General features: G+C 64.1%; 23 protein-coding genes. 4 read left to right on the top strand and 19 right to left on the bottom strand.

Features of this window, described 5'->3' with window-relative positions:
- Positions 1 to 117: 117 nt before the first annotated feature.
- Together AWB75_RS01775 and AWB75_RS01770 are read right to left on the bottom strand one after the other, a co-directional pair.
- On the bottom strand, positions 118 to 1584 hold the full coding sequence (locus tag AWB75_RS01775; RefSeq protein ID WP_061122335.1) for an ammonium transporter: 1467 nt from the start codon (positions 1582 to 1584) through the stop codon (positions 118 to 120).
- 44 nt (positions 1585 to 1628) lie between these two features.
- Positions 1629 to 1967 (bottom strand): P-II family nitrogen regulator, encoded by a 339-nt coding sequence (locus AWB75_RS01770; protein WP_014190273.1) that lies wholly within the window; start codon positions 1965 to 1967, stop codon positions 1629 to 1631.
- 443 nt (positions 1968 to 2410) lie between these two features.
- Between AWB75_RS01770 and AWB75_RS01765 the strand changes: the two genes are divergently transcribed.
- Both AWB75_RS01765 and AWB75_RS01760 read left to right on the top strand, forming a co-directional pair.
- Positions 2411 to 2677, top strand: coding sequence for an accessory factor UbiK family protein (locus AWB75_RS01765; protein WP_061122452.1), 267 nt, complete (start codon positions 2411 to 2413; stop codon positions 2675 to 2677).
- 96 nt (positions 2678 to 2773) lie between these two features.
- Positions 2774 to 4318 (top strand): YifB family Mg chelatase-like AAA ATPase, encoded by a 1545-nt coding sequence (locus AWB75_RS01760; protein WP_061122334.1) that lies wholly within the window; start codon positions 2774 to 2776, stop codon positions 4316 to 4318.
- Between the two features lie 377 nt (positions 4319 to 4695).
- Here AWB75_RS01760 and AWB75_RS01755 read toward each other — a convergent pair whose 3' ends face one another.
- Complete coding sequence (locus AWB75_RS01755; RefSeq protein ID WP_235011926.1) at positions 4696 to 5262, bottom strand: hypothetical protein; 567 nt, start codon at positions 5260 to 5262, stop codon at positions 4696 to 4698.
- A gap of 135 nt (positions 5263 to 5397) precedes the next feature.
- Here AWB75_RS01755 and AWB75_RS01750 point away from each other — a divergent pair, with 135 nt between their 5' ends.
- Positions 5398 to 5937, top strand: coding sequence for a peroxiredoxin family protein (locus tag AWB75_RS01750; protein ID WP_061122451.1), 540 nt, complete (start codon positions 5398 to 5400; stop codon positions 5935 to 5937).
- Between the two features lie 44 nt (positions 5938 to 5981).
- Here the strand turns inward: AWB75_RS01750 and AWB75_RS01745 are convergent, their stop codons facing one another.
- The 7 genes from AWB75_RS01745 to AWB75_RS01720 form a co-directional block, all read right to left on the bottom strand.
- Positions 5982 to 7322 (bottom strand): sigma-54-dependent transcriptional regulator, encoded by a 1341-nt coding sequence (locus AWB75_RS01745; RefSeq protein WP_061122332.1) that lies wholly within the window; start codon positions 7320 to 7322, stop codon positions 5982 to 5984.
- 19 nt (positions 7323 to 7341) lie between these two features.
- Complete coding sequence (locus AWB75_RS01740; RefSeq protein ID WP_407642108.1) at positions 7342 to 9354, bottom strand: sensor histidine kinase; 2013 nt, start codon at positions 9352 to 9354, stop codon at positions 7342 to 7344.
- 28 nt (positions 9355 to 9382) lie between these two features.
- Positions 9383 to 10672 (bottom strand): dicarboxylate/amino acid:cation symporter, encoded by a 1290-nt coding sequence (locus AWB75_RS01735; protein ID WP_061122331.1) that lies wholly within the window; start codon positions 10670 to 10672, stop codon positions 9383 to 9385.
- 357 nt (positions 10673 to 11029) lie between these two features.
- Complete coding sequence (locus AWB75_RS37565; RefSeq protein WP_159462762.1) at positions 11030 to 11188, bottom strand: hypothetical protein; 159 nt, start codon at positions 11186 to 11188, stop codon at positions 11030 to 11032.
- Positions 11189 to 11403: 215 nt separating this feature from the next.
- A complete protein-coding gene (gene lipA, locus AWB75_RS01730; protein ID WP_061122330.1) occupies positions 11404 to 12405 on the bottom strand; it encodes a lipoyl synthase in 1002 nt (333 codons plus the stop codon).
- Positions 12402 to 13166, bottom strand: coding sequence for a lipoyl(octanoyl) transferase LipB (lipB, locus tag AWB75_RS01725; RefSeq protein ID WP_061122329.1), 765 nt, complete (start codon positions 13164 to 13166; stop codon positions 12402 to 12404). Before lipB ends, lipA begins: the two co-directional genes overlap by 4 nt.
- 93 nt (positions 13167 to 13259) lie before the next feature.
- Positions 13260 to 13586 (bottom strand): DUF2917 domain-containing protein, encoded by a 327-nt coding sequence (locus tag AWB75_RS01720; protein ID WP_061122328.1) that lies wholly within the window; start codon positions 13584 to 13586, stop codon positions 13260 to 13262.
- Positions 13587 to 13708: 122 nt separating this feature from the next.
- Between AWB75_RS01720 and AWB75_RS01715 the strand changes: the two genes are divergently transcribed.
- Entirely contained in the window at positions 13709 to 14662 is a 954-nt protein-coding gene (locus tag AWB75_RS01715; RefSeq protein WP_061122327.1) for a transcriptional regulator GcvA, read from the top strand.
- Here AWB75_RS01715 and AWB75_RS01710 read toward each other — a convergent pair.
- The 9 genes from AWB75_RS01710 to AWB75_RS01670 form a co-directional block, all read right to left on the bottom strand.
- Positions 14646 to 14954 carry a DUF493 family protein gene (locus AWB75_RS01710; RefSeq protein ID WP_061122449.1) on the bottom strand — a complete coding sequence of 103 codons (309 nt, stop codon included), beginning with the start codon at positions 14952 to 14954 and terminating at the stop codon, positions 14646 to 14648. The two genes, AWB75_RS01715 and AWB75_RS01710, sit on opposite strands and share 17 nt — an antisense overlap.
- An 11-nt stretch (positions 14955 to 14965) precedes the next feature.
- Positions 14966 to 15889 carry a D-amino acid aminotransferase gene (locus AWB75_RS01705; RefSeq protein WP_061122326.1) on the bottom strand — a complete coding sequence of 308 codons (924 nt, stop codon included), beginning with the start codon at positions 15887 to 15889 and terminating at the stop codon, positions 14966 to 14968.
- Between the two features lie 10 nt (positions 15890 to 15899).
- Positions 15900 to 17114: a D-alanyl-D-alanine carboxypeptidase family protein gene (locus tag AWB75_RS01700; RefSeq protein WP_061122325.1), complete on the bottom strand. Its 1215-nt coding sequence runs from the start codon at positions 17112 to 17114 to the stop codon at positions 15900 to 15902.
- Between the two features lie 396 nt (positions 17115 to 17510).
- A complete protein-coding gene (locus AWB75_RS01695; RefSeq protein ID WP_061122324.1) occupies positions 17511 to 18146 on the bottom strand; it encodes an alpha/beta hydrolase in 636 nt (211 codons plus the stop codon).
- A 20-nt stretch (positions 18147 to 18166) separates the two neighbouring features.
- Positions 18167 to 18496, bottom strand: a complete 330-nt coding sequence (locus AWB75_RS01690; RefSeq protein ID WP_061122323.1) for a (2Fe-2S) ferredoxin domain-containing protein — start codon at positions 18494 to 18496, stop codon at positions 18167 to 18169.
- Between the two features lie 70 nt (positions 18497 to 18566).
- Positions 18567 to 19736, bottom strand: coding sequence for a VanZ family protein (locus AWB75_RS01685; protein ID WP_061122322.1), 1170 nt, complete (start codon positions 19734 to 19736; stop codon positions 18567 to 18569).
- Between the two features lie 49 nt (positions 19737 to 19785).
- Entirely contained in the window at positions 19786 to 20412 is a 627-nt protein-coding gene (locus AWB75_RS01680) for an ABC-type transport auxiliary lipoprotein family protein (RefSeq protein WP_061122321.1), read from the bottom strand.
- A gap of 25 nt (positions 20413 to 20437) precedes the next feature.
- On the bottom strand, positions 20438 to 21397 hold the full coding sequence (locus tag AWB75_RS01675; protein ID WP_061122320.1) for an MlaD family protein: 960 nt from the start codon (positions 21395 to 21397) through the stop codon (positions 20438 to 20440).
- 47 nt (positions 21398 to 21444) lie between these two features.
- Positions 21445 to 22323: an ABC transporter ATP-binding protein gene (locus AWB75_RS01670; RefSeq protein ID WP_061122448.1), complete on the bottom strand. Its 879-nt coding sequence runs from the start codon at positions 22321 to 22323 to the stop codon at positions 21445 to 21447.
- Positions 22324 to 22328 lie beyond the last annotated feature (5 nt).

Genomic DNA, 22328 nt, shown 5'->3' with positions numbered 1-22328 from the left:
CCGCGAAAACGCATCAGCCAAAAAAATGCCCGCCTTCGAAGGCGGGCAAAGTCGCTGCGCTCGTTGCTTGGCCGAACCGCCGCGCCCTCTCGCGACGCGCGGGTTGCGGCGAAATCGTTATTCGACGTGCTCGCCGTGCAACGTGACGTCGAGACCCTCGCGTTCCTGTTCTTCGGTGACGCGCAGGCCCATCGTCATGTCGATGACCTTGAGCAGGATGAAGCTCACGACGCCGCCGTAGACCAGCGTGACGACCACGCCCTTCGCCTGCACGAGGATGCTGCCATCGAAGCCGCCGATGTCCTTCACTGCGAACACGCCCGTCAGCAATGCGCCGATGACCCCGCCCACGCCGTGCACGCCGAACGCATCGAGCGAGTCGTCGTAGTTGAACTTGTGCTTGAGCCACGTCGCCGACCAGAAGCAGATCACGCCCGCGACGATGCCGATCACGATCGCGCCCGTCACGCCGACGAAGCCCGAAGCCGGCGTCACCGCCACCAGACCCGCGACCGCGCCCGAAATAATGCCGAGCACCGAAGGCTTGCCCTTCGTGATCCACTCCGCGAACATCCAGCCGAACGCCGCGAACGCGGTGGCGATCTGCGTCGTGAGCATCGCGAAGCCGGCGCGGCCATCGGCGGCGACCGCGGAACCCGCGTTGAAGCCGAACCAGCCGACCCACAGCATGGATGCGCCGATCAGCGAGAGCACGAGATTGTGCGGCGCCATCACTTCACGGCCGTAGCCGACGCGCTTGCCGAGCACGAGACAGCACATCAGGCCCGCGATACCGGCGTTGATGTGAACCACCGTGCCGCCCGCGAAGTCGAGCACGCCCGCCGATGCGAGCCAGCCGCTCGGTTCCCAGACCATGTGCGCGATGGGCGAGTAGACGAGCAGCGACCACAGCGCCATGAACACGAGCATCGACGAAAACTTCATGCGGTCGGCGAACGCGCCGGTGATCAGCGCCGGCGTGATGATCGCGAAGGTCAGCTGGAACGCGAAGTAGACCGACTCCGGAATCGTCGACGCGAGATGGCTCACGCTGAGCGTCGTCGCCTTGTCGCCCTTGATGTAGGCCACACCGTGCAGGAACACGCGCGAGAAGCCGCCGATGAACGAGCCGCCCGGCGTGAACGAGATGCTGTAGCCCACGACGGTCCAGAGAATCGTGATCAGGCAGCAGATCGCGAAGCTCTGCATCGCGGTGGCGAGCACGTTCTTCTTGCGGACCATGCCGGCGTAGAAGAGCGCGAGACCGGGAATCGTCATGAACAGCACGAGTGCGACGGAGGTCAGCATCCACGCGGTGTCGCCGGAGTTGATCTTCGACGAATCGACCATGAACGGCTCGGTCGGCGCGGCGGGCGCGGCGTCCGAAGCACCGGAAGCGGCCGCGGCGGCTTCCGCCGACGACGCCATCGCCGTGTTGGCGCTTGCGGGCGCGCTTGCGGCGGTTTCCGACGATGCAGGCGCCGAGGCCGCGGCTGGCGCGGACGCATCCTGGGCGAGCGCGGTGCCGGCACTCGCGCCGATCAACGCGCCCGCCATGCACAGTGACATCAAAAAGTTACGCATTCTTCTGGTTCCTCTTATCGCTAAAATTCGTCGCCTGTTTCTTCTTAGAGCGCGTCGGCGCCGGTCTCGCCGGTGCGGATGCGGATGACCTGCTCGATCGCGGTGACGAAAATCTTGCCGTCGCCGATCTTCCCGGTGCGTGCGGCGCGTTCGACGGCTTCGATCGCCTGATCGACGATGTCGTCCGACACGGCCGCTTCGATCTTCACTTTCGGCAGGAAGTCGACGACATACTCCGCGCCCCGATAAAGCTCGGTGTGCCCTTTCTGCCGGCCGAAGCCTTTCACCTCGGTCACCGTGATGCCCGAGACGCCGATGGCCGACAGCGCTTCACGCGCTTCGTCCAGCTTGAACGGCTTGATGATTGCGGTAATGAGCTTCATATATCCCTCTCGCTATGGTGTGGTCCTTCGATGCCTTCTAAAGCGGGATGCGCTGGGTGTTACCGCCACGTCCGCCCTGCCGGGCCGCTCAGAGAAGCGTGCTGAAAAGCCGCGCGCCATTTATGCAACTCGTATGCCAAGCGAGCATTCATGCGGGTTTGCGCGTTTTTCACAAACCTTCGTTCGAAGGGTCGGCCGAACGGCCAACGTGCGTCTCGTGTGCTGGCGTCGGGGTAGGTTCGTTGCTAGAGTGGTCTGGAGGTCCCGTAAAAAGGGCATGGGCGGACAGCGCGAAGGCGCGGCAGCGCTAAAATGCGGCGCCTCAAAGGTGCTTCGATGTGCGCGGCTGTCGCCAGGCGGCGCGCACCAATTTCGAACATTCGATATTTCGGGGCACTGACCTAACAATGAATGCACTTTATTTGTGCAAGAAGGGAGAAACGATGAAGCAGCCCAACGACGTGTTCAACGACTTGCAGCAGAAGATGAGCGAACTGTTCAAGAACTCGCCCGCGAAAGATGTCGAACGGAACATGAAGGCGATGCTGTCGCAAGGCTTCTCGAAGCTCGATCTCGTCACGCGCGAGGAATTCGACACGCAGACGCAGGTGCTCGTGCGCACCCGCGCCCGTCTTGAAGAACTCGAAAAACGCGTCGCGCAACTGGAGCAGCGTCTCGCGGCTGGCGGAGGCTCCGCCGCGCAAGACTGAAGGCGCCAGAAGCGCCCTTTCGCACACCTCGGCTAGCGAGCCGTGAGTTTCTAGTTTTATTGCCGGCGCAATCGGAGCGCCGTTTCAGGTGAAATCATGTCGCTTGCCGTGGTACGCAGCCGCGCGCCCGCTCCTGGGCGCGCGCCCGAAGTCGTCGTCGAAGTCCATCTCGCCAACGGGTTGCCGTCGTTTTCCATCGTCGGTTTGCCCGATCTCGAAGTTCGCGAAAGCCGCGAGCGCGTGCGCGCCGCGCTGCAGAATTGCGGCTTCGACTTTCCCGTGCGCCGAATCACCGTCAATCTCGCGCCCGCCGATCTGCCGAAAGAATCCGGCCGTTTCGATCTGCCGATCGCGCTCGGCATTCTGGCCGCGAGCGGGCAGATTCCGGCCGAATCGCTCGAGCATCGCGAGTTTGCGGGAGAACTGTCGCTGACCGGCGCGCTGCGCCCGATGCGCGGCGCCTTCGCGATGGTCTGCGGCGCGGCGCGCCACTACGCATCGATGCGTGAGGCCAGCGCACGCGTCCCGGAAATCTACGTGCCGCTTGCGAGCGCGGCGGAGGCGGCGCTCGTGCCCGGCATCGACGTTTTCGGCGCGGCGGACTTGCCGACGCTTTGCGCTCATCTCAACGGCGTGCCCGATGCGCGCCTGCGGCCGATCGAAGCCGTGACACTTCCGCCGATGGCCGCGTCGTCCGCCGATCTCGCGGACGTCATCGGTCATCCGGCGGCGCGGCGCGCGCTCGAAGTCGCGGCGGCCGGCGGTCATCATTTGCTGATGGTCGGCCCGCCCGGCGCAGGCAAGTCGATGCTTGCCGCGCGTCTGCCGGGACTGCTTCCGCCGATGAACGACGACGAAGCGCTCACCTCCGCCGCGATCCTCTCCGCTAGCGCGGTCGGCTTCACGCCCGAGCAGTGGCGGCGCAGGCCGTTTCGCGCGCCGCATCATTCGTCGAGCGCGGCGGCGCTCGTCGGCGGGCGTAATCCGCCGCAGCCCGGCGAGATCACGCTCGCGCATCTCGGGGTCCTCTTCCTGGACGAGCTCCCGGAATTCGATCGCAAAGTGCTCGAAACCCTCCGTGAGCCGCTCGAAGTCGGGCAGATCACGATTTCACGCGCCGCGCAGCAGGCGGACTTTCCCGCCGCGTGCCAGCTCGTTGCAGCGATGAATCCGTGCCCGTGCGGCTGGCGCGGCGATCCGGGCGGGCGCTGTCGTTGCTCGCCCGACGTCGCCGCCCGTTATCTGCGCAAGTTGTCGGGGCCGTTGATGGACCGCATCGATATTCAGATCGAACTGCCGGCGCTATCGCCCGCGGAACTGTCGGCGCGCGGCGCGGAGCGCGGCGAATCGAGCGCCGTGGTCGCGGCGCGCGTCGCGGCCGCCCGCGACATACAGGCGCAACGTCAGGGCAAAATCAATCGCGAGTTGAATGGCCGCGAAGCCGACGACGTCTGCCGACCCGACCCGACCGGCGAGGCTTTGTTGCGTGCGGCGGGCGAGCGCTTCGGCTGGTCGGCCCGGGCGTACTACCGTGTGCTGAAGGTCGTGCGCACGATCGCGGACCTCGCCGGCTCGGAGATGCCCGACGTCTCTCACGTTGCCGAAGCGGTGCAGTACCGCAGAGCGCTCGCGACCGCGTGAAGCCTGAGCAGATGGCCGGTCCGCGGCCTGCTTGTGCGAAACGAGCTTGTCAAGACTTGACTTATGCACACTGAAGCGATCCGCGCCGCTTTTCCGTCCAGCCAACGCCCTGATTTGCACTCATTTCACAGATTATTGATTTTATTGAATTATTTAACTTGCCGCGAACGAAGGCAAAGTAACGTAAACCGTATGAAACGGGCTTTTGGACGCTACCGCACACTGTTTTCCACATAGTTATCCACAGACATTGTGGATAGTGGAAAAAGTCCATACGAATCCGTGAATTAGCGCGTTAACTTACGAAGAAACTTTGCTTCTTCAGAATGGCCTAAGGCGTTTCTTAAGTCAGTAATCGCTGAATTCGAGGCCTTCCTCTAAAAGAGTTTGAAGGACGTAAAGAACTGATCCGCCTGCTCTTGAGGGGGCGCTTTGTCTGACACGATCGCGAGTTGATAGACATGCGTGCCCCGCGCGACGAAGCGCGCCTGGATCGTTCGGGCTTCGCGTTTCGCGCCGCTCTCTCCTTTCAGGCTCATCTCGCTGCCCGCCACACGGCCGCCCGCCGCCAGGTCGAACTGCGTCGCGCGTGCTTCGGGCTTTGCGTTGACGTTGCGCGCCAGGCCTTGCTGCAGATAGTCGAGCGTCGCGCGCTGCAAGGCCGGATCGGCGCTCGGGAGCACGACGGTGCCGACCGCGAACACGGCATCGCCGGCTTCGGCGGTTTGCATGCGCATCGTCATCGACTGGCCGGCTATGTCGATCTTCCTTTCGTCCGAACGCGGCTTGGCCGGCAGCGTGACTTCGTAACCATCGTCGTTATTCATTACGGTGCGCCAGTCGTATGACGGCGTGCACGCGAGCAGCGCGCCGCACGCGACCGATGCACACAGCATGGCGCGCGCGATATTTTTCAGACGAAAAAGGGTGAAAGCTCGTTTCATGACAGGCGGATGCGTGAAAACCATCATTATCGCGCCGCGATGCCGGGCTTATCGGCGCGTCACGAACCCATCCTGAAATTGGCGCTAAAATATGCGGCAGTCTCCGTTCAGCCGGAGAGCATTCCGAGGTTCGACATGTCCCAAGCCACGCAAGACACATCCCCGCGCGCCAAGAGCCCGCTGCGCTATATCGTCATGGCACTCGTCGCGGGCGTGATCGCCTGTACGGGGTATTTCGCCTTCGGCGGCCAGCAGAAAGCGCCCGACGCCACGTTCACGCTGCTTTCGGGACAAAAGATTTCGACGTCGGGCGATCTCAAGGGCAAGGTCTATCTCGTCAACTTCTGGGCGACGAGCTGCGAGACCTGCATGAAGGAAATGCCGCAGATGATCGACACGTACAACAAGTTCAAGGGCCGCGGCCTTGAGTTCGTTGCGGTCGCGATGAACTACGACGCGCCGATGTACGTGAGCAACTACGCGCAGACGCGCAACCTGCCGTTCAAGGTCGCGATGGACGACGGCAGCGCCGCGAAGCAGTTCGGCAATGTGCAACTGACGCCGACGACCTTCGTCATCGACAAGAACGGCAAGATTCTGAAGCGCTATGTCGGCGAGCCGACCTTCGCGGAGCTGGATCAACTGCTCGACAAGGCGCTCGGTTCGGCCGCCTGAGCCCGACACGGCACAAACGAAACGCCCGCGTCAGCGGGCGTTTTTCATGAGCGGTCGGAATCGCCCTTCACGACGATTCCATATCGTTTGATCTTCTCGTACAGCGTCGCCTTGCCGAGCTGCAACCGGTCCGCCGCCACCGCGACCGCGCCGCCGCACTGCTCCAGCGCCTGCGCGATCACCACGCGCTCGAACTGCTCGGCGCGTTCCTTGAGCGATTGCGTCGAGGTATCGAGCAACGCCGCGCCGCCGTCATCCAGAATGCCGAGCACCATGCGATCCGCCGCGTTGCGTAGCTCGCGCACGTTGCCGGGCCAGTCGCGCTGCATCAGTTCCGCGCGCTGACGATCGGTGATGAGCGGCGCGGGCCGCTCGTAGCGCACGGCGGCATCGAGCAGAAAGTGTTCGAAGAGCGGGACGATATCCTCGCGACGCTCGTTGAGCGGCGGCAGCGTGATCGTCACGACGTTCAGCCGATACAGCAGGTCGCGACGGAACGTGCCGTCGGCGACGTGCTCGTTCATGTCGCCCTTCGCGGCCGCGACGACGCGCAGATTCGCGCGCACCGGCTGATTCGAGCCGAGCCGCTCCAGCACGCCGTCCTGCAGCACGCGCAGCAGCTTCACCTGCAAGGACAGCGGCATGCTCTCGATTTCATCGAGAAAGAGCGTGCCGCCCGACGCCGCCTCCAGCCTGCCGACGCGCTTTTTCTGCGCGCCAGTGAACGCGCCCGCCTCGTAGCCGAACATCTCCGATTCGAACATCTGCTCGGGCAACGCGCCGCAATTCACCGCGATGAACGGCTTGTCGCGGCGTGGCGACATCTCGTGCAAGCTGCGCGCGATCAGTTCCTTGCCCGCGCCGGTATCGCCGTTGATGAGCACGGAGGCGTCCGTCGGCGCGACGTTCGCGATCAGCCGCCGCACCTGCTCGATCGCCGAGCTGCGTCCGATGATGCGGCTGCGTCCCGCCCCCGCGAGTTCGCGCCGCAGCGCCTGATTTTCGAGCACGAGCGAGCGGCGCTCCAGCGCGCGGCGCACCGCTTCGATCAATCGCTCGGAGGCAAACGGCTTTTCGATGAAGTCGTACGCGCCGTCCCGCATGGCCTGCACGGCCATCGAGATATCGCCGTGGCCGGTGACGAGAATGACCGGCACTTCAGGCGCGCGCTCGCGGCATTGCGCGAGCAGATCGAGGCCGCTCGCGCCGGGCAGGCGGATATCGCTCACGATCACGCCCGGGAAACCCGGGTCGATCGCGCGCGCGGCGGATTCGACGCTTCCGTGCCCCGTCACGTCGAAGCCCGCGAGCTGAAGGCTCTGCACGCTCGCGCGACGCACGAGTTCGTCGTCTTCGATGAAGATCACCTGCAAACCGGTGCTCATGTGTTACTCCAGCGATGGGTTACGCGCGGCGCAGCGTCAATATGAATTCTGCGCCGTACGAGCCGTCGGCGTCGGCTTGCGTGCCGCCTTCGGGACCGTCCGCGACGATCGGTGCGACGCGATTGCGCGCGACGAGCGAGCCGCCATAATCGCGCGCGATCGCCGATGAAATCGCGAGCCCGAGACCGAGGCCGTGCCCCATTTCCTTCGTCGTGAAGAACGGCTCGAAAAGGCGCGGCAGCGCGTCGGCGGGAATGCCGGGACCGTTGTCGCGCACGACGATCTCGACCGCGTCATCGCGCGCGTCCAGTTCGACGACGATACGCGGCCTGTCGCACGACGCGACCGCATCGAGCGCATTGCCGATCAGATTGATGAACACCTGCTCCAGCCGCAGATCCTCGCAGCGCGCGAAGATCGGCGCGGCGCCCTCGGCGAGTGCCGGCGCGACATCGATCGCGACGTTCTTCATGCGCGGACGCAGCATCGAGAACACGTTGCGCAGCGCGCGCCCAATGTCCGCGCGCGCGTTCTTCGGCCGCGCCTTCGTGACGAAGAGCTTCAACTGATTCGTGATGTTGCCCATGCGCTCGGTCAGCGACGCGATGGCTTCCAGATTCTCGCGCGCCGCCGCCTGATCGCCGCGCTCGATCAGCACGCGCGTGTTGTCGGAGAAACTGCGCAGCGCGGCGAGCGGCTGATTCAGCTCGTGGGTGATGCCGGCCGCCATCTGGCCGAGCGCGGCGAGCTTGCTCGCCTGAATGAGTTCGTCGTGCGCGGCGCGCAAATCCTGTTCGGCGCGCGTGCGCTCGTTCACTTCCCTGATGAGTTGCGCGTTCGCTTCCGACAGGTCCGCCGTGCGCTCGGCGACGCGCTGATTCAGTTCCGCATAGGCGGTCTGCAGCAATTCGCGGCTGCGGATCATGTCGCGCACGCGCGTGCGCCGCATACGCCAGTAGAACGCGAGCAGGCACAGCGAAACGAACACGAGCGCCGTGACGATGACCGCGTTCTGCGCGGCGCTTTCGACGGGATCGAGCGCGGCCATCGTGATCAGCTGCCACTCGGGTTCCCCGATCGAGCGATGCGTCGCGAGATAGGCCGGCGCATGGCGTCCGTCCCGCCCGCCACCGACGCGCACGATCTGCGCGCCGCCTTCGAGCGTTTTCACGATGGTCATCGGCAGCGGCGTGATCGCCTGCTGCGCGTACTGGCGCGTCGCGTAGACGGACGCTTCGATGTTCTGCGGCAGCGGCCGCACCGTGTGATATTTCCACGCCGGCACCGACGACAGAAAAATCACGCCGTGATCGTCGGTGACGATGAGCGGCTCGGATGCATCGGCGCCTTGCAGCCATTCGAGATTGAGCTTGACGACCGCGACGCCGATGATCTCTTTCGTGCCGTCGCGCTCATTTTCCCGATGCACCGGCTGCGAGATGTAATAGCCCGGTTCCGTCGAGATCGTGCCGATGCCGAAGAAGCGGCCGACGCCGCCTTTCATCGCATCGACGAAATATGGCCTGAAGTTATAGTCGACGCCGACGAAACTGTCCGCGCCGTTCCAGTTGCTCGCGGCCACGCAGAGGCCGTTCGCGCGGATCAGATACGTGACGGTCGCATGCGCGCGCGCGTTGAGGTCTTCGAGATAGCGATTCGCGCGTTCGACGTTGGCCGGATCGGGATGATCGAGCGCGTCCTGCACGACCGGATGCCGCGACAGCAGATACGGCAGATATTCGTAACGGTCCAGCGTGCTCTTGAGCGTGTTCGTCGTGCGATCCACGCGCGCGGCGGCATTGAGCCTGAGCTCGTCGATGCCGCTTCGCCAGGCGATTTGCCACGTGAGCGCGCAGCACGCCACGAGCGCGGCGAAGAGCGCGAAGAACACGAGGATGCGGCGCGTCACGTGAGCAGATTCCCGCAGATGAGGATCTGTCATTGTGTCATACGCGCCTTCGGGATAAGACTTCGAGGACGCCGCAGACGGCTGCGGCGAAGCACTCGCAGACTGAGGCTTCGCCGCTTGCATGATCGCGTCGTCCGATTGCCGGACGTGCTTAGGCCGACTTCGCTTCTTCGGGGTCGGTCACGTCGACATCGCGGGACAACGCCGCTTTCAGCTTGCTGCGGTCGAGCTCTTTTTCCCACGCCGACACGACGACCGTCGCCACGCCGTTGCCGACGATGTTCGTCAGCGCGCGGCACTCGCTCATGAATCGGTCGATGCCGAGAATCAGCACCATGCCCGCGAGCGGAATCGTCGGCACGACGGCGAGCGTCGCCGCGAGCGTGATGAAGCCCGCGCCGGTCACGCCGCTCGCGCCCTTCGACGTGAGCATCGTCACAGCGAGCAGCGTCAACTGCTGGCCCCACGTGAGGTCCGTGTTGGTCGCCTGCGCGATGAACAGCACGGCCATCGTCATGTAGATGTTGGTGCCGTCGAGGTTGAACGAATAGCCGGTCGGCACGACGAGACCCACGACGGAGCGCGAGCAGCCGAGCTTTTCGAGCTTGAGCATCAGTTGCGGCAGCGCGGCTTCCGACGACGACGTGCCGAGCACGATCAGCATCTCTTCCTTGATGTACGCGACGAACTTCAGGATCGAGAACCCGACCATGCGCGCGATCGCGCCGAGCACGAACACGACGAACACGATCGACGTCAGATAGAACGTGCCGATGAGCTTGAGCATCGGCAGGAGCGAGCCGATGCCGTACTTGCCGATGGTGAACGCCATCGCGCCGAACGCGCCGATCGGGGCGAGCTTCGTGATGATGCCGACCATGCCGAACAGGATGCTCGACAGACCTTCGATGAAGTTCGTCACGACCTTGCCGCGCTCGCCGATATGCGCGAGCACCGAGCCGAACAGCAGCGCGATCAGCAGGATCTGGAGGATTTCACCTTGCGCGAACGCCGACACGAGCGTGTCCGGGATGAGGTGCATCAGGAAATCGACCGTGCTCTGACCGTGCGCCTTCGTCGCGAAGGAATCGATGGCCTTGTGATCGAGCGTGGCCGGATCGACGTTGAAGCCGACGCCGGGCTTCAGGATGTGCGTCGCGGCGAGGCCGAGGACCAGCGCGAACGTCGACACGATTTCGAAGTAGAGCAGCGCCTTGCCACCGACGCGCCCGACCTTCTTCATGTCCTCCATGCCCGCGATGCCGGTCACGACGGTACAGAAGATGATCGGCCCGATCACCATTTTGATGAGTTTGATGAATGCGTCGCCGAGCGGCTTCATGTCGGTGGCGAGTGCCGGATAGAAGTGCCCGAGCGCGATGCCGATGATGATGGCGACGATCACCTGCACGTACAGGACTTTATGGAGAGGTTTTTTCACGATGGTTCCAGGCAATGACAGGCAGTTGGCGGAAGGGTGCCAGCGGCGAGCGTGGACGCTTTTTCAGTGCGCGATGCTTCTGTGGGAGGCGCACGAGAGAATCGCGCCGCGTAAGCGATAGCCGCTTCGTCGACGGGATTCAGGGACGTTGGGATGCGAGAGGGGTCATCGGCTTGTCTCCTAAACTTTTATGGGCGGCTCGGTGGCCGTGCCGCTTTTATCGCAAGGGCGATGCCAGGTTTCGATATTTGTAAGTCGTTGATTTGATTGAAATTCTACGAGTGAACTATTAGGTGGAATCTGAGTTTCTGGAAATCCGGAATGGTGGCGTCTGGCGATCTGGACGGACGTGAGCGGTCAGACCGAATCTTTGTTCCGATTTCTCAGTTGCTTATCGATTGCTTCGAGCTCACGCAGATCTGCATCGTCGGCGTCGCGTGCTTCTAGCTTGCGTCGAGTCGCGTCGAATTTCTCGTACAACTCCGCCACCATTGTGCTCATGGACGCCTGGCTCATTCGACCATTGCCTCGGTTGCGTATAGCACCAACTCGGACCGCATCTCTTGCTCACTCATGGTGGGACCCTATGAAAAAGTACTGCCCTCTTCTCCTCGAGACCACCTCGAAAGCAACACGACTTGGACGACTTACCCGAATGGTCGATAGCATCCGGCCAACAAAAAACCCACGGTCGCCCGTGGGTTTTGCTCGAATCCACCGCCAGCGGCAGATCAAACCACCCCCGCCCCATGCGCCTGCTCATCCGCGTGATAGCTCGACCGCACCATCGCGCCGACGGCCGCATGCGTGAAGCCCATTTTGTACGCCTCTTCCTCGTACATCTTGAACGTATCCGGATGCACATAAGCCCGCACCGGCAAATGGTGCTCCGACGGCTGCAAATACTGACCGATCGTCAGCATGTCAACGTCGTGGGCGCGCAGGTCGCGCATCACCTGAAGAATTTCCTCTTCTGTCTCGCCAAGGCCGACCATCAGGCCCGACTTCGTCGCGACTTCCGGATGCAGTGCCTTGAAGTCCTTCAGCAGCTTCAGCGAATGGTGATAATCCGAACCCGGTCGCGCTTCCTTGTAAAGACGCGGCACCGTTTCGAGGTTGTGGTTCATCACATCGGGCGGAGCGGCGGTCAGGATATTGATCGCGCGATCCAGCCGGCCGCGGAAATCCGGCGTCAGAATCTCGATGCGCGTCTCCGGCGAATGCTCGCGCACATGCTTGATACATTCGACGAAATGCGCCGCGCCGCCATCGCGCAGATCGTCGCGATCGACGGACGTGATCACCACGTACTTCAGCTTCAGCGCGCCGATGGTGCGCGCGAGATTGATCGGTTCTTCCGGATCGAGCGGATCGGGGCGGCCGTGGCCGACGTCGCAGAACGGGCAGCGGCGCGTGCACTTGTCGCCCATGATCATGAACGTCGCGGTGCCCTTGCCGAAACATTCGCCGATGTTCGGGCAGCTCGCCTCCTCGCACACCGTATGCAGGCTGTGCTCGCGCAGAATCTTCTTGATCTCGTTGAAGCGCGAATTGCCCGTCGCGGTGCGCACGCGAATCCACTCCGGCTTTTTCAGCTTTTCGATCGGAATGACCTTGATCGGAATGCGCGACGTCTTCGCTTGCGCCTTCTGCTTGGCAGTGGCGTCGTAAGCAGAAGGCGACGAGGAAGAAGCAGCGGCGTCGCCGGCCAGGTTTGCGGTTGCGTCAGTCATTCGGTCGATCCGGTTGTTGCAGCGGCAGTTGCGGGAAGGCCGCCGATTTGAAGTGCCAGCCGTTCGGCCAGCACGAGAGCTACGTCGCGCCAGTCGGCCGCGACGCCGAGCGTCGCCATGTCGACCGTTTCGAGTCCCGCGTAGCCGCACGGGTTGATAGCGAGGAACGGCTGCAAGTCCATGTCCACGTTCAGGCTCACGCCGTGATAACTGCAGCCGTTGCGAATCTTGAGTCCGAGCGCGGCGATCTTCGCGCCTTCATGCGCTTGCATACGATCGTTCGCGCCATGAGGATGCCGCGCCACGTAAATGCCAGGCGCGCCGGGCTTGCGATCGGTCGCCAGATTATACGCGGCGAGGGTTTCGATCACGGCCTCTTCGATGCGGCGCACCAGCTCGCGCACCATCAGCTTCCGACGGCGCAAATCAATCAGCAGATAAGCGACGATCTGCCCCGGTCCGTGATACGTGATCTGTCCGCCGCGATCCACTTTGACGAGCGGAATGCCGCTTCCGGCGAGAAGAAGGTGCGCCGGATCGCCGGCGAGGCCGAGCGTGAAGACGGGAGGATGCTCGACGAGCCAGATTTCGTCGGGCGTGTCGGGCGTGCGGGCGTCGGTAAAAGCGCGCATCGCGTCGAAACTCTGGCCATACGGCTCGAGGCCGCGCCAGCGCAACGCGACCGGATAGTCACCGGAACTGAGCACGGTGTCGGGCGCGTCGTGAATTTCTTGTGGGGCTGCGAGCGGTGTGGCGGACATGGTGCCGGTAGTTTACCGAAATAGCCCCATGCCCGCCGATGGTGAATTCGCATGCCTTCGATGGCAATTTCGAATAGTTGGCGTCAAACCCGCTCAGACCGTCCTCCAGCCCGAACCGAAGCGCCGCGCGAGGCGCTCGATGCGCGTCGAAAGCCAGTGCATCGCGCGTTCGTCGCAACGGGGCAGGATCGTGAAGACGACATACGCCGGACGGTCGCCCTCGACGGACAGCCAGAGCCGCTCGCGCTCGCGCAGTTTGAGGGTGTCACCGGGAACGAGCCAGTAATCCTCGATGTCGTTGCTGCGCGTCGCCCACACGGGGCCGCCGTTCACCGAAAGCTTCGTGCCGCGTGCGATGCGCATCGGCACGGTTTCGCCGGGCTTGATTTCAAAGGTGACGCTTGTTGATATTTCTCGCATGATCCACTCCGCCTGGGAACGTTTCGATGACTACAATCCTAGGCGTGGCAAGGCATCAGGCAAAACGATCAATTTTCACTGCTATGTGAGCCGTATTGACAACGACAACGCCGACAATCCACATGGACCTCCGCCAGCTTCCCGCCCTGAACGCGCTGCGCGCCTTCGAAGCCGCCGCCCGTCACGAGAGCTTCTCCCGCGCCGCCGACGAGCTTTTCGTCACGCACGGCGCGGTCAGTCATCAGATTCGCGCGCTGGAAGCAGAGCTCGGCGTGTCGCTGTTCGCGCGCGACGGCAAGCGCGTGCGCCTGACCGATCGCGGCAGGCAATACGCCGGCGAAGTGCGCGCGGCGCTTGTCGCACTGGCGGAAGCGACGCGCCGCATCCGTTCGGGCGACCGCGACCGGCGGCTGATCGTGTCGACGATTCCGTCGTTTTCGGCACGCTGGCTGACGCCGCGCGTCGGCAGGTTCATCGAGCAGCATCCGGACATCGATCTGGAATTGCTGACGACAAGCGCGCTGATCGACTTCCATCGCGACGACGCGGACGTGGCGATCCGCTTCGGCTTCGGCAAGTACGCCGGCCTGCACGCGGAGGAGTTAATGGACGAAGTGTTCTTTCCTGCCTGTGCGCCGAATTTCCGTGGCGGCGAGTTGCCGCGCGCGCCGCGTGACCTCGCGACGCTGCCGCTCTTGCGCTCCGACGACGAGCTCTGGCGCCCGTGGTTCGACGCGGCCGGTCTCACGGATGTGCCCGAGCCGAAACGCGGCGTCTTGTATGAAGATTCGTCGAATCTGCTGCAGGCGGCCATCGACGGCCAAGGCATCGCGCTCGTACGGCGCTCGCTCGCGATGCAGGAAATCGGCGCCGGGCGGCTCGTGCGGCTTTTCAATGTCGACGGCCCGAGCCCGTGGAAATACTACTTCGTGTGCCCGACGGCGCTTCTTCAGACGAAGCGCGTGCAGGCATTCAGGGACTGGATTTTCGATGAAGCCGAGCAGTTCAGGCTGCTCTACGAGCGCACGCCGGCGGTGTGCGATGCGCTCGCGGGCAAGCTCAAAGCACTACCTTGACCATCGGATGGCCGGTGAGCGCGCGATAGATATCGTCGAGATGGGCGCGATTCTGCGCGCGCACCGTGCACGTGAGTCCCGTGTAGTTGCCGCCGGACGACGGCCGCGACTCGACGCGCGACGCGTCGAAATCCTGGTCGAACGCCTTGAGCACGCTGACGATCGTGTCGTGAAATTCCGGATGCGACTTGCCCATCACCTTGATCGGGAAATCGCAGGGAAAGTCGAAAAGTTCGTCGGCGCTGTGCTTCGCGCTGTCGGTGGGATCGGTGGATTGTGGCTTGTCGGTCATGGCTTTCTCCTTCACTTCGTGCCTGATTTGGCACGCGCGGCTTCCTCCGCGAACTCGCGCGCTTTGGCCCGCTGATAGGCGTCGTACAGTGCAGCATAGACCGGGCCGGGTTTGCCGTCGCCGACGCTTTTGCCGTCGAGCGTCGTGATCGGCATGACTTCCTTGGTCGCCGAGCTGATCATGATTTCATCGGCGGAACGCAATTCGGCTTCGGTGATATCGCGCTCCTCGAAGACAATGCCCGCTTCGTGCGCCAGCTCCTCGATCAATCCGTAGCGGATGCCTTCCAGAATGCGCGGTCCGCGCGGCGCGCCCAGCAGCGTGCCGCCCTTCACGACCCACACGTTCGACGACGACCCTTCGGTCAGCAAGCCGTCGCGCAACTGGATGGTTTCGAGCGCGTCGTTTTCGGCGGCGTGCTGCGCCATCAAAACGTTGCCGAGCAGCGACACGGATTTGATATCGCAATGCAGCCAGCGCTTGTCTTCGGCGGTCACGGCGACCGCGCCGCGCGCGCGATCCGCCGCGCTCGGAAACACGAGCTGGCCGAGCATGACGAACACGGTCGGCGTGATGCCCGCCGGGAACGCGTGGCCGCGCCGCTTCGCGACGCCGCGCGTCACCTGAATGTAGACGAGCGCATCGCCCGAGCCGGCGTTCGCTTCGATCACGCGATCGATCAGCCCGCGCCAACCGGAATCATCGAACGGATTGTCGATGCGGATCTTGCCGAGACTGCGATTCAGGCGCGCGAGATGCTGCCTGAGGCGAAACGGCAGGCGCGCGCCATCGGCTTGCGCGTACAGCGGCACGACTTCATACACGCCGTCACCGAAAATGAACCCGCGGTCGAGCACGGGAATGCGCGCTTCGGAAAGCGGCCCCCACTCGCCGTTCAGGTAGACGACCGGATCGAATGCTTCGGCGTGATTCATCGCTCGCTCCTTACTTGCGCTTTTGCCACCACAGCAGCGCCGAATCCCACAGGCGGCCGAAGATGCCCGCTTCCGGCACGTCCTGCAGCGCGACGAGCGGGAACTGCGCGACTTCCTTGCCGTCCGCAATCATCTTGACGGTGCCGATCTGCTGGCCCTTCTTGATCGGCGCGGTGATCAGGTCGTTGTGCGTCACGGTCGGCTTGACCTTGTCGCCGAGACCCTTCGGCACGGTGATGTACTGATCCGTCGCGACGCCGGCCTGCACGTTGTCGCTCGCGCCCTTGTACACGCGCGGCGATTCGATCACCTGATTCGCCTTGTACAGGCGCAGCGCGTCATACGCCGTGTAGCCGTAGTTCAGCATCTTCAGGCTGTCCTGCACGCGGTTGTGCTCTTTCGGCTCGCCCATCATCACGGCGACGAGACGGCGGCTCGCATCCGGCACGCCGTTGAGCGAACGCTTCGCGGTCGCGATCAGGCAATAGCCGGCGGCCTTCGTGTGGCCGGTCTTGAGACCATCGACGGTCGGATCGAGCCACAGCAGGCGATTGCGGTTCGGCTGCTTGATCTTGTTGTACGTGAAATCCTTCACCGAGAAGATGCTGTAGTACTCGGGGAAGTCGCGGATGAGGCGCGTCGACAGCACGGCGAGGTCGCCCGCGGTCGTGTAGTGCTGCGGATCGGGCATGCCGTTCACATCGGCGAAATTGGTATGCGTCATGCCGATGCGCTTCGCCGCCGCGTTCATCAGTTGCACGAAGTTGCCTTCGCTGCCGCCGACGAGTTCCGCCAGCGCGATGGCCGCGTCGTTGCCCGACTGCACGATCATGCCGTACACGAGATCGTGCACCGTGACCGGCTTGTTCGCCTCGATGAACATGCGCGACTCGTCCGTGCGCACGCGGCGCACGGCTTCGCTCGGCATGACGGTCTGATCCATGTTGATCTTCTTCGACTTCAGCGCGTCGAAGACGAGATACGCGGTCATCAGCTTGGTGAGCGACGCCGGCTCGACGCGCTCGTCGGGATTGCCGGACGCGAGCACCTGATTGCTGGTTGCATCGACGAGCACCCACGATCGCGCGGTCACGTCGGGCGGCGGCACTTGCGCGAACGCGCTCGCGGCCACCAGCAGGGCGGGCAGAACGAAAGCGGTTTTTGCGCGAACGGAAACAGAAGCGGAAACAGACGGAAGAGACAAGCCGGAAGGGACAAAGCGCATAGGATCGATCGGCGGAAAAAGCAGGCTGCGACGATGCCGATAAGGATCGGAAGATCGGCGAAGCACGGGTTGAACAGGCAGACCGTCGCTGTTGGTCGGGCTTTTCGCCAGGACAGCGGCACGCGCGGCGCCGCGGAGAAAAGCGCTCGTTCGACAGACGGACGCGAAAACGGTTCTCGAAAGCCGGAGTTCCGAAGACCGCGAGACGCTTGGACGAGCGCACCGCGCGGCCGGAAACAGCGTAAAAAATCTGCGCCATTATACGCGCGGGCCGCTTGCGGTTTCCCTTGAATCTGCGCCTTTACAGCGCGTTTTAACGTTTTTCAGGTTGCGCTTAGCCGCTTTTACCGATCGCAATCGATGCACGCGCGAAGGCCTTCGAACACCTTGCGGCGCTCAACGCCACGCATCGACGATCACGCGCTTCAGGATATGCAGCTTGCGATGAAAGAAGTGCTCGCCGCCCGGAATCACGACCACCGGCAATTCCTGCGGCCGCGCCCAGTCGTAGACGGATTGGATGGGCACGGTATCGTCCACTTCGCCGTGAATCACGAGCGTGGTGTCGGGCACCGGCGCGACGTCCCAGCGACTCGCCGCCGTGCCGACCAGCACCATGCGCTCGATTTCCTTGCCCGCTTCCAGCATGCGCTTCGAGACGTGCGACAGCACGAACGTGCCGAACGAAAAGCCCGCGAGCACGATCGGCGCATCGGCCTGACCCGGCTGCGCGCGCATGTGGTCGATCAGCGCGAGCAGGTCGTCCTGCTCGCCGATGCCATTGTCATGTTCGCCGGAGGTTTGCCCGACGCCGCGAAAGTTCGAGCGGTACGTCGTGTAGCCCAGTTGCACGAAAGTGCGCGCGAGCGTCTGCGCAACCTTGTTGTCCATCGTGCCGCCGAAGAGCGGATGCGGATGCGCGACGAGCGCGATGCCGCGCGCAGGCTGACCATTGGAATCAGTGCGATCGAGCGCGCATTCGATCTTGCCGACCGGCCCGTCGATGAGGAATTTTTCGGTTTGCGCGTTCATGCCTGCTCTTGTGCGTGCTTCTATGCGGGTTGATCGATCAGAAGACGTTCGACGACTTTGCCGTTGGCCAGATGCGAGTCCACGATTTCGTCGATGTCGGTTTCATCGACATACGTGTACCACGTGCCTTCCGGATACACCACGACGACCGGCCCCAGTTCGCAGCGGTCCAGACAGCCCGCCTTGTTGATGCGCACCTTGCCTTCCCCCGCGAGTCCCAATTGCTTCACGCGTTTTTTCGCGTGCTCCTGCATGGCCTGCGCGTTGCAGTTTGCGCAGCTCGGGCGCGGCGCGTCGGCATCGCGCTGATTCAGGCAGAAGAACACGTGGTACTTGTAGAAGGAATCCATGAGCGGGTGCGATGAGAGTGTCGGTCGATTATAGCGAGCGATGTTCGTGCCCGCCCTTTGGTGCCGAAAACTAGCGCTCCGACGCCCTGCGCGCGCGCCGCCGCGCCAGCAACGCACGTTCCGCCGACGACGCGAGCCAGCCGAGCGCCGCATACGGCCACACCCATGTGAGCCAATGCGCGAGGCCGTTGAAATGCAGATAGCGCCCTTGCCGCCAGTCGGCGAGCACGATGTCGAAGTACGGATTCACCGGCAGCAGATTGACGAGCGCGAGCGACACGACGAGCGCCCCGCCCGCGAGCGCCGCCCTCAAGCCCCGCGGCAGCGACACCGACAGCGCGCCCGCCAGCGTCGCGATCGCGATGCCTTCGAGCGCGCCGTCCGTCGCCCAATCGAACGTGAGGCCCGCGCGCGACTGCAGGAATGTCGCGCCTGCCTTCGCGAAGAGCGTCAGCGCGATCAGGCCGAGCATCAGGCGGAGGCGCGGCGCGCGGGCGCGCGTCAGGAGCGTCGCGAGCACGAGCGCGGCAAATAAACTCGTCGACGTGATGAGCGCTTCCCATGCGTCGTCCGGCAAAAGCGCGCCGAGCCGGTCGGGCCAGCTTTCGACGTCCCATGAAGCGGGCGTCCACGCGAGAATCGCGTCCTGCATCGCCGGGTCGAGTTCGTCCCACAGCACGCGCGGCAGGTCGCCGCCGCCGAAGAGAAACGGCGCGGGGAACATCGCCGCGAACGGCCATAGCGCCGTGAGGCCGATCACATACGCCGCATCGCGCTCGAACCAGGTGAAGCGAATGCGCCGCAGCAAGCCGCGATCGAGCAGCGCGCTCGTCGCGGGCGCGACCAGCACGCCGCCGACGAGCGCGCCGAGCGCATTGGCGGCGAGATCGAGATTCGAAGCGACGCGCGTCGGCAGATACGTCTGGATCGCTTCCATCGTGCCGGAAAGCAACGCGCCGCCAGCGAGCGCCGCGCACACGGCGAGCGTGCCGCGAACGCGCGGATACAGCGCCAGCACGATCAGCGCGCCGAGCGGCATGTAGCCGAGCACGTTCGTGACGACGTCGAAGGCGGTCAGGTATTGCGGCAGCGGATCGGCGAGATACGCGAGCGGGCTCAGGCCCAGCGAGCGCCAGCCCGAGAACGGATACAGCGATCCATAGACGACGAGCGCCGCGTATGCGGCGAGCGCCTGCCGGGAAAACGCCGACGGGCGGCGCTGCCATTGCTTGATCGTCATGAGCCGCGCGGGCGCCTCCGTGCTCGGCGGAAGGTGAAGCTGCGGACGGTCATCGCGAAGCGGAAAGCGGTTGCGCGGCGAGCCACGCGGAAAGTTGCGCGATTACATCGTCCGATGCGGCCGCGAGCGCCCGCGCGCCGCCCGATGCGTCGGCGCTCGGCGCGCTCGCGCTCGCGGCGAAACTCCGCTGGCCGATGACACGGCCTTGCTGCGTGAGCGTCGCGCGCACCGAGACGAGTCCGTGGCTCTCTTCGGGCGCGTCGAAGACCTGCTCGAAGCTCGTCAGCTCGACTTCGAGCAGCGGCACGGCGCGCACCGGGTCCGCGCCCGAGAGAATCGGGCCGCGCGCCGCGAGCGCCTCACGGAGACGCTGCGTCAGCAGTTGCGCGGGCGGCATCGTCCAGTGACTGTCCGAATAGCTGCCGGTGCGTTGCGCATCGACATAACTCAGCCGATATGCGAACGAATCGGTTTCGAGATTGCGCGGCGCGCCGACCGCGAGCACTTTCACCGGTGGCATCGGCGCGACGTTCGCCGATGCGTTCGCGGCGGGCGGCGTGCCGAGGTCGTAGCGCGCGTTCGGCATCGCGGTCGGCGTCGATCCGCACGCCGCGAGCATCGTGATAAAGGCGAGCGCGAACATCGCCGTTGCTGCTCTCAAGTCGATCTTTGCCATGTCTTCTTCTCGTTCAGTGCGCGGCTCAGTGTGCTGATTTCGCGGGCCACGTGAAACCCGGCTCGCCCGGCCCGGGTTCCCGTTTTGGCGCGCCGAAAAGCACGCTGCGCGGATTGGTGCTGAATGCGTCGGCGGCGCGATCGACCGACCGCGCGGCTGCGCTCACGTCGTCGGAAAACGAATAGAAGCGCGGCAGCGCCTCGAAGCCGACGCGCGCCGTGATGAACCGCAGCGATTCGTTCATGTCCGAAAGCGCCGCGCCCGCTTCCTCGGCGGCCTTGCCCGCCTCGTTCAGATTGGCGACGAGCGGGCCGTCCGGACGATTCAGGTTCTGCATCAGCTGATTGGTCGAGGCGAGCGTGGTGTTGATCTGCTTCAGCGTCTGCGGCAACTGCGCGGTTGTGGGCTGAACCTGGCTCGCGAGCGTCGCGATGCCGTCGGCCGCGCCTTGCAGGCTCTTCGTCGTGTCCATGATCTGGTTGCGCATGTCGTCGGAGAGGAACTTGTCGGCGTCCTCCGAAAGGCGCTCGAACTTCTTCAGGATCACGTCGCCGCGCTGCTGCAACTGCTCGAAAAGACCGGGGCGCATCGGCACTTCGGCCACGTGCTGCGGCGATGAGGCAAGCGGCGCGGTGTCGGCGCCCGTGTCGTCGAGCTGCACGAACGCGATGCCCGTCACGCCCTGAAAGCCGAGCGTCGCGAAGGTCGAATGCGTCATCGGCGCGTTCTTGTCGACGAGAATGCGGATGCGGATCTGCCCAGGATGGGACCTGTCGAAACTGATCGACTGCACCTTGCCGACGCCCAAGCCCCGATAACGCACGGCCGCGTCCGTGAAGAGTCCGGTGACGTTGGTGCGCGCGATGAGATCGTAAGGCACGCGCACGGTGCGATCCACATTGAAGAAGAACACGGCGAACGCGATGGCCAGCACGAGGACGATCGTGAAGAGCCCGGTCCAGAACGCATGTGATTTGTTTTCCATCGGCAGGTTCCTTTGACTTTCGCGTGCTTGCGCTTCGCCCGATGCGGCTATTTGTTGACGCTGATCGGCGCGTCTTCGAGCGCGGCTGGCGGCAGCTTTGCGCGACGCTCGGCGGGCAGCGCCTGCAGCGCTCGGCGCCCGCGACGCCCGAGAAAATACTCGCGGATGAACGGATGGTCCACCGCGCACGCTTCCTCCACCGGCGCCGCGACGAGCACGCGCCGCTCCGCGAGCACCGCGACGCGCGTCGAGAGCGCGACCATCGTATCGAGATCGTGCGTGACCATGACGACGGTCAGCCCGAGCGCGCGATGCAATGTGGCGATCAGATCGACGAACTCGTCCGACGCCTTCGGATCGAGGCCGGCGGTGGGTTCGTCGAGAAACAGCAGTTCGGGTTCGAGCGCGATCGCCCGCGCGATGCCCACGCGCTTCACCATGCCGCCCGACAACGCCGACGGCATCTTGGTCGCGTGCTTGCACGACAGGCCGACCATTTCGAGCTTCAGCATCACGAACTCGCGGATCAGATCCTCGGGAATCTTGCCGAGTTCGCGAAACGGCTGCGCGATGTTGTCGTACACCGTCAGCGACGAGAACAGCGCGCCCTGCTGGAACATCATGCCGGAGCGCGTGCGCAGCATCTTCGCGGTTTCCTCGTCCATCTGCGCCCATTCCTCGCCGAGCACGCGAATGGTGCCCGACGTCGGAAACTCGAGCCCGAGAATCTGCCGCACGAGCGTGGTCTTGCCGGAACCGGAACCGCCGAGCAACGCGACGATCTCGCCGCGCCGCACGTCCAGATTCAGATGTTCGTGGATGACCGTGCGGCCGTAACGCTTCGTCAGATCGCGCACTTCGATCACCGGCTCCGCGATGACGGGCGGCGGCTGGTGACGCACGGCGGTGGCGAGCGTGGTCGACATGTCGG

The sequence above is a fragment of the Caballeronia catudaia genome, from assembly GCF_001544755.2.
GTDB lineage: Bacteria > Pseudomonadota > Gammaproteobacteria > Burkholderiales > Burkholderiaceae > Caballeronia > Caballeronia catudaia.
The sequence above is the reverse complement of the archived record's forward strand: the minus strand, read 5'-3'. Positions and strand labels throughout refer to the sequence as shown.

Excerpts from the sequence above, each read along its gene's own strand:
- AWB75_RS01775 (WP_061122335.1), bottom strand. The coding sequence starts at position 1,584 with ATGCGTAACTTTTTGATGTCACTGTGCATGGCGGGCGCGTTGATCGGC.
- AWB75_RS01770 (WP_014190273.1), bottom strand. The coding sequence starts at position 1,967 with ATGAAGCTCATTACCGCAATCATCAAGCCGTTCAAGCTGGACGAAGCG.
- AWB75_RS01765 (WP_061122452.1), top strand. The coding sequence starts at position 2,411 with ATGAAGCAGCCCAACGACGTGTTCAACGACTTGCAGCAGAAGATGAGC.
- AWB75_RS01760 (WP_061122334.1), top strand. The coding sequence starts at position 2,774 with ATGTCGCTTGCCGTGGTACGCAGCCGCGCGCCCGCTCCTGGGCGCGCG.
- AWB75_RS01755 (WP_235011926.1), bottom strand. The coding sequence starts at position 5,262 with ATGAAACGAGCTTTCACCCTTTTTCGTCTGAAAAATATCGCGCGCGCC.
- AWB75_RS01750 (WP_061122451.1), top strand. The coding sequence starts at position 5,398 with ATGTCCCAAGCCACGCAAGACACATCCCCGCGCGCCAAGAGCCCGCTG.
- AWB75_RS01745 (WP_061122332.1), bottom strand. The coding sequence starts at position 7,322 with ATGAGCACCGGTTTGCAGGTGATCTTCATCGAAGACGACGAACTCGTG.
- AWB75_RS01740 (WP_407642108.1), bottom strand. The coding sequence starts at position 9,354 with ATGCAAGCGGCGAAGCCTCAGTCTGCGAGTGCTTCGCCGCAGCCGTCT.
- AWB75_RS37565 (WP_159462762.1), bottom strand. The coding sequence starts at position 11,188 with ATGAGCCAGGCGTCCATGAGCACAATGGTGGCGGAGTTGTACGAGAAA.
- lipA (WP_061122330.1), bottom strand. The coding sequence starts at position 12,405 with ATGACTGACGCAACCGCAAACCTGGCCGGCGACGCCGCTGCTTCTTCC.
- lipB (WP_061122329.1), bottom strand. The coding sequence starts at position 13,166 with ATGTCCGCCACACCGCTCGCAGCCCCACAAGAAATTCACGACGCGCCC.
- AWB75_RS01720 (WP_061122328.1), bottom strand. The coding sequence starts at position 13,586 with ATGCGAGAAATATCAACAAGCGTCACCTTTGAAATCAAGCCCGGCGAA.
- AWB75_RS01715 (WP_061122327.1), top strand. The coding sequence starts at position 13,709 with ATGGACCTCCGCCAGCTTCCCGCCCTGAACGCGCTGCGCGCCTTCGAA.
- AWB75_RS01710 (WP_061122449.1), bottom strand. The coding sequence starts at position 14,954 with ATGACCGACAAGCCACAATCCACCGATCCCACCGACAGCGCGAAGCAC.
- AWB75_RS01705 (WP_061122326.1), bottom strand. The coding sequence starts at position 15,889 with ATGAATCACGCCGAAGCATTCGATCCGGTCGTCTACCTGAACGGCGAG.
- AWB75_RS01700 (WP_061122325.1), bottom strand. The coding sequence starts at position 17,114 with ATGCGCTTTGTCCCTTCCGGCTTGTCTCTTCCGTCTGTTTCCGCTTCT.
- AWB75_RS01695 (WP_061122324.1), bottom strand. The coding sequence starts at position 18,146 with ATGAACGCGCAAACCGAAAAATTCCTCATCGACGGGCCGGTCGGCAAG.
- AWB75_RS01690 (WP_061122323.1), bottom strand. The coding sequence starts at position 18,496 with ATGGATTCCTTCTACAAGTACCACGTGTTCTTCTGCCTGAATCAGCGC.
- AWB75_RS01685 (WP_061122322.1), bottom strand. The coding sequence starts at position 19,736 with ATGACGATCAAGCAATGGCAGCGCCGCCCGTCGGCGTTTTCCCGGCAG.
- AWB75_RS01680 (WP_061122321.1), bottom strand. The coding sequence starts at position 20,412 with ATGGCAAAGATCGACTTGAGAGCAGCAACGGCGATGTTCGCGCTCGCC.
- AWB75_RS01675 (WP_061122320.1), bottom strand. The coding sequence starts at position 21,397 with ATGGAAAACAAATCACATGCGTTCTGGACCGGGCTCTTCACGATCGTC.
- AWB75_RS01670 (WP_061122448.1), bottom strand. The coding sequence starts at position 22,323 with ATGTCGACCACGCTCGCCACCGCCGTGCGTCACCAGCCGCCGCCCGTC.